A 7,638-nucleotide genomic window follows, 5' to 3' on the forward strand; every position below is an offset into this window, starting at 1 on the left:
CGTTAGGCAACATATGAAAAAACAACTTCTTTCAATACTTTTTATTTCATTAATATCATTTGCCTATTCACAAAAAGAGCGGATTGAAGTTCAATTACAAAATTGTACTTACGAACAAATTGAGAACAATGGAAAAGAGCTCAAAAGTGAAATAAAGGAATTTGAAAACTACTTGATCAAAAAGAAAATATTGATTGACAGTACTGGTAAAAGCTACATCAATTTATTTAGAAAAATAGAAAGGGAAAATGATATAGAATTTGATTACAACTACTCTTTTACAGATTCTATTCAAAAAATAATAATTCAAGATGTATATGAACAAATGGATTGTCAAGTTGATTTAATTAACTCGGAAAATTATCCAAACACAAAAGTCTATAAATTACAAGCCGTAATCGATTCTATTAAAACAGCTGGAGACATTATGCCTTCAAATATTGCAAGTGGGGTTTTATCAGTTTTAGAAGAAAAAGATTTTGAATTAGAATATTATAAAATAAAAACTTTCGTGCTTTTAGATGCTACCAATACAACTAGCGGAATCACTAAAACTTTAGTCAAAAATGAGAAAATAAATTTAGACAAAGCATTAAAAATTTATTTAAACGAAAAAAGTGAAATTATAGTAAACGATAGAACTATAAATATCAAAGATTTAAGAACTCTAGTTAAAAAATATGAGTCAAAGAATAAATCGGAATCAATAATTGCACTAAAAACTGAAAGAGAGACAATGTATAAAACATACATTGAAGTAAGTAATATTATAGAGGATGAAATAAAACTTTTAAGAGAAGAAGTATCTCGAAAGAAATTTAGTACCGAGTTTGACAAATTGACAACAGAACAATCATCTGAAATAATTAAAATGTATCCGAAAAAAATAGTGGAACAATAAATACGTTGCCTAACACCGTGTAAAAAACATTGCTTATTTTAGTTCAACCGTTTGGTCGTTGCTTTGTTTGCTAGCTTCTGATTTTCCTTCGGAAAATCCTCGCACACAAACACGCAACGTTCCTTACACATAAACGTTGGCAAAAAGTCTGATAAAATGACAGAATTTAAACAAGAAGACATTAAACATCTTAATAAGATTATTGAGAGTGTTAATTTTGACGATACGTATGTTATTACTGACATAAAAGATATTTTAGAATTTAAAGAATTAAGTCAATTAGATTTTGAATATTATGTTAAAATATTAAATGATTATGATTGCATTGACGTTGAATATGAAAACACAAAAGATATTTATAGCACTTGCATTTATAAAAATGGTAATACGAGTTATTTTATAAAACAAGGTGGTTTTGACAGAGTTTTTAAAGAACTTGAAAAAGAAAAATCTCATAAAAACAATACTTTTTTTAGTTTAAAAAATGCAAAACTTAAACATTATTTATTTATTCCAACGACTATTTTAGCTTTTATTGGTGGATTAAAAACATTATATGACTGGACTAAAAATGACACAACCGATAAATCCATAACAACAGAACAAAAAACCACACAGAATAAGTCAGAATTGAAAGATATAAAGTCAGATAGTACTTTTGTTTTTCAGAAAAAGACAGATAAATCCAAAACTGATTGATTAAAAACCTTTTGCCAACAATGCGTATAAAAAATTGCTTAATTCCGTTAAATACTTTATTTTTCATTTCTAATTTTCTTAATTTTAAACATCGGAAAATTGAAGTGTTTAACTCGCAACTTTCCATACTCTAACCGTTGTGCTTAATGCCTGAAAGAAGAACTCAAAAGAACAATTTCGGAAAAATGAAAAAACGGATTTTTAAAATTTTAAGTGTAATAATCGGACTTGTTTTGATTTTAGGCTTCTATAGTAATTCTTCGTCTTTTATTGAAAAACAAGACTGGAAATACGCTGAAGGAACTCATATTGGAGATTGGTTAGCAAAAAACTCTTTTGAAATTAACAATGGAATAATTGAAACAAATCAAGGAAAAGCGAAAATAGTTTTCTGTTATGGAAAAGAACTAATAATAGAAAATATTGAAACTAAAGAAAAAGGATATTACATAAACAAAAGCTGAATTAAATGATTTTACTTTTTATCATCGGAATTTCTTTAATTCAATTTGGATTGTATTATTTGAATGATAAATACAAAACTAAACTGCCGAATTTTATAATTCTATTGGTTTTACTAATCTGTTACTTTTTTATTTTTCCAAAGTTATTTTACCCAGAACCAAGAACAGACGGAATTAATTGCGGAATGCCATTACTCGGAATAACACTCGGATTTTGGATTTTCGGAACAATTGCAGGAATTGTGACACATATAATTTGGAAAATAAAAAAACGAAAAAGCACTAAAGCACAACAACGTGTATAATTAATGGCTAGTTCGAGCTTGCTTACGAAAATCCTCGCGGATTTTCTATTCGGTTTGTATTTGCTAAATTAGTGGCTTAAACACGCCACTAATCATACACAAAACCGTTGGCAAACATTTCGGGCGACTCGTAATATTCAACTTTTCTACTTCAAATTGACATTATCTTAAAATAGAGTAATTTAAATATTATCTATTTTATTTTACAAAATGTAAAGTTTTATATACTTTTGTATAAAAATAATAGAATATGAAAACACATATATTACCTAATTGGTGTAAAAAACTTGGATTAATCCTTTTTATCATTGCCTCTTTACTTAATGGAAGTTTAAACTTTATTAATAATTCAATCAATAAATATAAAATATCAGGAATTAATACTTCCGAAATAGGAACGGAATCTGATAATGGAATTTTAGGACTATTAAACGCCTTTTCTGGCGGAGGATTAAGTTATGGAATTGATTTTGTTGCGATAATAGCAATGTTAATCTATATGGTTTCGAAAGAAAAAGTCGAAGACGATTACATAGACAAATTACGACTAGAATCTTTTCAGCTAACTTTTATAATTGGATTATTAGTTACAATTTTTATGTACATTTTAGCCAAAGATTTAAAACTGACTTTAGATTATTTTATTTTTCCATTGCTTTGGTCTTACATAATAATATTCTTTATCAAAAGAAAAGTGTATTTATGAAAAATCTTGTAAAAGTAGAAAGAGCTAGACACAACTTAACGCAAGCAGAATTAGCGAAAGAAATAAATGTTTCACGACAAACTATTCACGCAATAGAAAAAAACAAATTTAATCCTTCCGTTACTTTAGCGATCAGAATGGCTCGCTTTTTTAAAGTTACAGTTGAATATTTATTTGATATTGAAGAATAATTAAAAAAAACGATTTGCCAACACCGTGTATAATTAATTGCTTTGGCAAGTGATTATTTGGAAAATTCCTTCGGAATTTTCTCGCGTTCGTTTTTGTTTACTAAATTAGTTGCTTAAACACGCAACTAACCATACACAAAACCGTTGTACGCAATATCCCAAAAACATTATGCAGAAATAAATGTTCAGCTTCAGAAAAAATAATTTAGATAAAATCAAGACTTTCATTCGAACTTCGGAAGAAATTGAAATTGAAGAAACCGACAAAGAAAAACTAATCAAAATGATTAGACCAACTGTTGGAATAAACACTAAAGCCAGTAACGATAAAACTCTAAAAGTCGGAAAATCTAAAATTGGTGGAAAACCTGATTTACCAAAAGAATTTGAATGGCCAAGAGCAAATGGAAAGCCAATGCTATTTTGTGCTCAATACAACCTTTCCGAATTGACAAAATTTGACCAAGAAAACATCTTGCCTAATAAAGGTTTCTTTTACATCTTTTTAAGTCTTGACGAAGAATGGAAAGAATTTAATGGAGTAAACCAAGAATTCAAATTTGTCTACAGCGAGTCCGAAAATATCATCAGAACTGAATTCCCAAAAGACCTTGAAGAAAACCAATCATTCAAAACAGCTATAATTGAGTATTTTGAATTTTACACAATACCACACGACGAAAATTATAACCTATTCGAGTTTGATAAAAAATACGATGATTTCAGCTTCTATTTTCTTCAACCAACCCAGTTATTTATGATTGAGGAATTATACCATGATACAGATAATTTACACCAAATTCTTGGGCATGATAGATCGATTCAATCAAGCGTTGTTTATGAATTTGCTTCTAAAGAATTGGGGCTTTATGGAGCGGAAAGTTCAGAACACCAAAAACGTTGGAATGATATTTTAGAATTATCAAAAACTTATGAATTGTTGCTACAATTAGATTGTTACGATTCAAATACTGACTTATCAAAATATGGTGGAAGTGGAACTTATTATTTCGGACTTTCAAAAACTGATTTAGAAAATAAAGAATTTAATAATATTAAAATGTCGTTTCAAATGACATAAAATACTGCGTACAACACCGTGTATAAAAAATTGCTAGTTTTATACTAAACCAATGTTAGTTGCTTTGCTTGCTTGCTTCTGATTTTCCTTCGGAAAATCCTCGCACACAAGCACGCAACTTTCCATACACATAAACGTTGCCAACCATTTGAAATAAAAAATCATGTTAGACTTAAAATATCAAAGACTTAATTACGAGGACTTTTGCCTTCAAGTCGGAATTAATAGAAAAAAAACTACAACCGAAATGATATTCGACAAAATAGTCAACGAAAAATCATTTAAAAACAAAAGCTATGACTCGTTATTAAAAATGAAATTAGCAATAAAAAATTTTAACCCTTTGAACCAAGACCTGAAAAATAACCTCGAAAAGAGGCTTCAACTGATTCAAGAAGCAATAGATTTTGATTCAACAAATCATTCCACTCTTTAAAATCATAATGTTTATTTGTCATTTCAACATGAAATCTTGCTTCAACTTGCAAATAATACCTATGACGTTCTATTTTGTATAACAAATTAAAAAATCTTTCGTCTGACTTAAAATCTAAATCTAAAAACGGTTGGCAACAATGTATATACTCCATTGCTTCGGACGTTTCCTTCGGAAAGTCCTCGCCTTCCCTTAATTCTGTTCTTTTTTTTCTCATAATTTCTTAAATTTACGCAACGGAAGCATATACGAGACCGTTGGCAACAAGCTGAAAAATGAGTTACTGGAATAAAAATAGTTTAAGTACAAATACTAGAAATGAGTATTCCGCTCTACTAATTGAATTAGTGGAATTGAACAATGACAAACAATGGTTGGAACATTTTCATAATTTAAAACTTGGCTGGGATTTGCCAGGTGGTGGAATGGGTTCGCTTAATGATTGGAGTCCGAGTTATGAAAATGATATAGAATATGCTTGGTTCAATCTATTATATAGAATAACGCATAAATTGTTGACTGAAAAATTGGAATCGGTATTTATCAAAGATGACTATTCTATTAAAAACCGGAATGAAGTCAACATTCTAAAATGTTCAAATTGTAATCAAAAATTCCAACATCCTAGAATATTTGAAAACCACATTGCAACATTTTATTATTTTAAAAATTTCTCAAAGTTTGTAGAGCAAAAAATGTTAAAGGATTTTACAAATCCGAATTTCTCCTATAAAAACCTTGAGGCAAGATATTTAAGAGAAAACTTGGAATCTGAATACAGGAAAAACGATATTATTTTATTTGACTTTCTAAAGAACCAGCGGATTTGCCCAAAATGTGATACTAAGATAGAAATTGAGCATATTGACTATGCAATCGTTGAAAAAGAAAATAAATTTGAACTTAAAAGAATAAAGCCAGTTGCCAACACCGTGTAAAAATAATTGCTTGGTTCTTGCCTACTCGGAAAATCCTGCGGATTTTCCTCTGGTTCGTTCCATTTTTGCTAAATTAGTTGCTTACACACGCAACTATCCTTACACAAACACGTTGTGCTTCATTATGACCAACCATTAACCAATGATAAAATTCTTTAGAAAAATTAGACAAAATTTACTTTCAGAAGGCAAAACTGGAAAGTATTTAAAATATGCCATAGGAGAAATTGTACTCGTTGTCATTGGAATATTAATTGCGTTGCAAATTAACAACTGGAATGAACAACAAAACATACAGGGTTATCAACAGAAATACTTAAGACTTCTAAAAACCGAATCGATTAATAATCTGAAGCAAGTTACCAATACCAAAGAGTCTGTTAACACTCTGAATATATGGCAAAACAAAATTTTTAAGCTAATCGATAGCAACCAAGATACTATAACAGAGGACTATCTATCAAAAACATTTGGTAACGTGTTTTCTAACACATATAAATTCAGATATGAGAATAGCGTGCTTACTGAAATGAAAAATTCTGGTGATTTAAAAAACATTAGGAATGATAGTCTTCGCAACTACTTAATTGCATTAGACCCTTTGGTTTTGAAAATAGAAAATCAAGAGCAAAATGTAAAACAAGAATATGAAAAAAGTATAGAATATATTAAAAAGAATGGCTCTTTAAGGACGATGGCAGACAGAAATGGATTAGCTGAAATAATCGGAATTCCAAAATTACCAGAATTTAAAAGCAGTAACATGCATTTGTTAAGTGAAAATGAATTTGAAAATAACCTTATGAGATATACTGGAACAACCAAAAATCTTTTCACTTATCAATATCCAAGTTTAGAAAACCATCTAAAAAAAATAATTGAAATTATAGAAAAAGAATTAGTAAAAAAATAACGAAAGCACAACAACGGCTATAATTCATTGCGGTTGAATTCCTAATCGGAACTCAATGCCTTTTTTGTTACCTTTCGGCTACGGCGGAAAGAATCCTGCGGATTTTTCCGCAACGAAATCATAGCCAAAACCGTTGGCAGTAATTATGCAACACTTCTACATATTAACAATTTTCATTTTCTTTTTGAGCTGTAAGAATGATATCCATTCTGACAAAGAAAAAATTGTTACGACAAAAGACGGAAATACAAATGTGTTTTATAAGAACTCGTTTGAAAATGGATTTATTAAAGATTCGATTGCAGCTTTTGACTTTGATAAAGGGATTGAACAAGGCTCTCAACTGAATTTTAAAAGTTCTAGAGCTTTTTTTGAATCTGCAAATAAACAGGAACCCAATAATACAATTATAATTAATGCGCTTGGAAACGTAAATGCTGACCTTAAAGAATTTGGGAAATCTTATGAGTACTTTGAAAAATCTTTGCGGATTGATAGCCTTTACGCAGCAACCTATTTGAATTATGGTTTTTCAAAAGCAAGAAATGATGAACGCAAGAAAGCAATCGAACTATATAAAAAAGGAATTAGTTTAGAAAGAAGTGAAGAAAAAAGAGGTTATTTCCATTATAATATGTCCCGAGCATATTATCAATTGTATGATGATGAAAATGCCAAACTTCATATTAACAAATCAATTGAATTAGTTAACGACGAAGTTTTAAAAAAAGAGATTATAAAGTTCAAAGAAGCTATTAATAAAAATTAACTACTGCCAACAACGTATATAAAAAATTGCTATTTTTAGCTAAATCAAAAGGTCGTTGCACATTTGCTACGTCTGATTTTCCTTCGGAAAATCCTCGCACGCAAACACGCAACTTTCCATATACAACAACGTTAGGCAACATTATGACCCGTCCTGAATAAAGGCTACATAATTTTAAACATTATGTACAGAAATGACAAAGTGATCAGACGGTATTCAGAACCTTTTAAACTGA

General features: G+C 29.4%; 11 protein-coding genes. 10 read left to right on the forward strand and 1 reads right to left on the reverse strand.

Annotation, left to right across the window (positions count from 1 at the left end):
• From LX78_RS14515 to LX78_RS14540, 7 genes are all read left to right on the forward strand, one after another.
• The coding region (locus tag LX78_RS14515) for a hypothetical protein (RefSeq protein ID WP_221407906.1) at window positions 1–901 on the forward strand (901 nt) is incomplete at its 5' end.
• A 156-nt stretch (window positions 902–1,057) separates the two neighbouring features.
• Window positions 1,058–1,600: a hypothetical protein gene (locus tag LX78_RS14740; RefSeq protein WP_146192603.1), complete on the forward strand. Its 543-nt coding sequence runs from the start codon at window positions 1,058–1,060 to the stop codon at window positions 1,598–1,600.
• A 146-nt stretch (window positions 1,601–1,746) separates the two neighbouring features.
• Window positions 1,747–2,064, forward strand: a complete 318-nt coding sequence (locus LX78_RS14520; protein WP_109683502.1) for a hypothetical protein — start codon at window positions 1,747–1,749, stop codon at window positions 2,062–2,064.
• A 5-nt stretch (window positions 2,065–2,069) separates the two neighbouring features.
• Entirely contained in the window at window positions 2,070–2,369 is a 300-nt protein-coding gene (locus tag LX78_RS14525) for a hypothetical protein (RefSeq protein ID WP_146192604.1), read from the forward strand.
• Window positions 2,370–2,619: 250 nt separating this feature from the next.
• A complete protein-coding gene (locus tag LX78_RS14530; RefSeq protein ID WP_109683504.1) occupies window positions 2,620–3,075 on the forward strand; it encodes a hypothetical protein in 456 nt (151 codons plus the stop codon).
• Complete coding sequence (locus tag LX78_RS14535; protein WP_109683505.1) at window positions 3,072–3,266, forward strand: helix-turn-helix transcriptional regulator; 195 nt, start codon at window positions 3,072–3,074, stop codon at window positions 3,264–3,266. Before LX78_RS14530 ends, LX78_RS14535 begins: the two co-directional genes overlap by 4 nt.
• 181 nt (window positions 3,267–3,447) lie before the next feature.
• Window positions 3,448–4,347 (forward strand): DUF1963 domain-containing protein, encoded by a 900-nt coding sequence (locus LX78_RS14540; RefSeq protein WP_109683506.1) that lies wholly within the window; start codon window positions 3,448–3,450, stop codon window positions 4,345–4,347.
• Window positions 4,348–4,682: 335 nt separating this feature from the next.
• Here the strand turns inward: LX78_RS14540 and LX78_RS14545 are convergent, their stop codons facing one another.
• Complete coding sequence (locus LX78_RS14545) at window positions 4,683–5,000, reverse strand: hypothetical protein (RefSeq protein ID WP_109683507.1); 318 nt, start codon at window positions 4,998–5,000, stop codon at window positions 4,683–4,685.
• 58 nt (window positions 5,001–5,058) lie between these two features.
• Between LX78_RS14545 and LX78_RS14550 the strand changes: the two genes are divergently transcribed.
• The 3 genes from LX78_RS14550 (at window position 5,059) to LX78_RS14560 (ending at window position 7,403) form a co-directional block, all read left to right on the forward strand.
• Window positions 5,059–5,721 carry a hypothetical protein gene (locus tag LX78_RS14550; protein WP_109683508.1) on the forward strand — a complete coding sequence of 221 codons (663 nt, stop codon included), beginning with the start codon at window positions 5,059–5,061 and terminating at the stop codon, window positions 5,719–5,721.
• A gap of 142 nt (window positions 5,722–5,863) precedes the next feature.
• On the forward strand, window positions 5,864–6,634 hold the full coding sequence (locus tag LX78_RS14555; protein WP_109683509.1) for a DUF6090 family protein: 771 nt from the start codon (window positions 5,864–5,866) through the stop codon (window positions 6,632–6,634).
• 133 nt (window positions 6,635–6,767) lie between these two features.
• Window positions 6,768–7,403, forward strand: a complete 636-nt coding sequence (locus LX78_RS14560; RefSeq protein WP_170109860.1) for a tetratricopeptide repeat protein — start codon at window positions 6,768–6,770, stop codon at window positions 7,401–7,403.
• Window positions 7,404–7,638: the final 235 nt, after the last annotated feature.

This window comes from Xanthomarina spongicola (assembly GCF_003148645.1).
GTDB lineage: Bacteria > Bacteroidota > Bacteroidia > Flavobacteriales > Flavobacteriaceae > Xanthomarina > Xanthomarina spongicola.